Source organism: Paracraurococcus lichenis (genome assembly GCF_030657435.1).
Lineage (GTDB): Bacteria > Pseudomonadota > Alphaproteobacteria > Acetobacterales > Acetobacteraceae > Paracraurococcus > Paracraurococcus lichenis.
The window spans coordinates 1-546 of the sequence record NZ_JAUTWS010000446.1 but is presented as its reverse complement, the minus strand read 5'-3'; the positions used below and the strand labels follow the sequence as shown (position 1 = coordinate 546).

Below are 546 nucleotides of genomic sequence, written 5' to 3'. Positions count from 1 at the left end.
ACCCGACTTGGACACCGCCTTCCGGAAAGCTGTTTCGGGTCAGCAGCTTATAGGGCCGCTGCCGGCTGTTAGCACCACAGATGACAATTTATGGTTGAGAGATGTTCAGCTCGCCGCGGCGTCGCGGATGTTCGGCGGCAAGGCAATGCCAACGGCCTTGAACAGCGGCCCGACGGCGCCGGTCGCGGGCGTGCGCAGTCTGATCTGCTGGCCGCCCTTGGCCAGCAAGACTTCCTGCAGCCGGTCCAGGTCGCGTAGCACATCGCCCCATTCCGGGGTGAAGCCCGCAGCCTTGCAGCGCTCGTACAGCTCCTTCTGCAGCACGAGGGCGAGGAAGGAGCAGAAGACGTGGCCGCGGATGGCCGCGTCGGAGGAGTGGTAGATCGGCCGCGTGCGCAGCACGCCCTTGGTTTTGCGAAACAGGGTTTCGACGGCCAGGAGCTCGCGGTATCTCAGCATCGCCTGCAACGGCGTGACGCGGGCGTTGGTGCGCAGCACGAAGATGCCGTCGTATTTCGCTTCCTCGGCCAGCTTGCCGACATCGAC

Annotated in this window: 1 protein-coding gene; it reads right to left on the bottom strand. The window is 64.7% G+C overall.

Annotated features, from left to right (window positions below; translation table 11 throughout):
* Window positions 1-105: 105 nt before the first annotated feature.
* Window positions 106-546 (bottom strand): IS1634 family transposase (locus Q7A36_RS40730; RefSeq protein WP_456306858.1); only part of this gene is annotated, 441 nt, incomplete at its 5' end.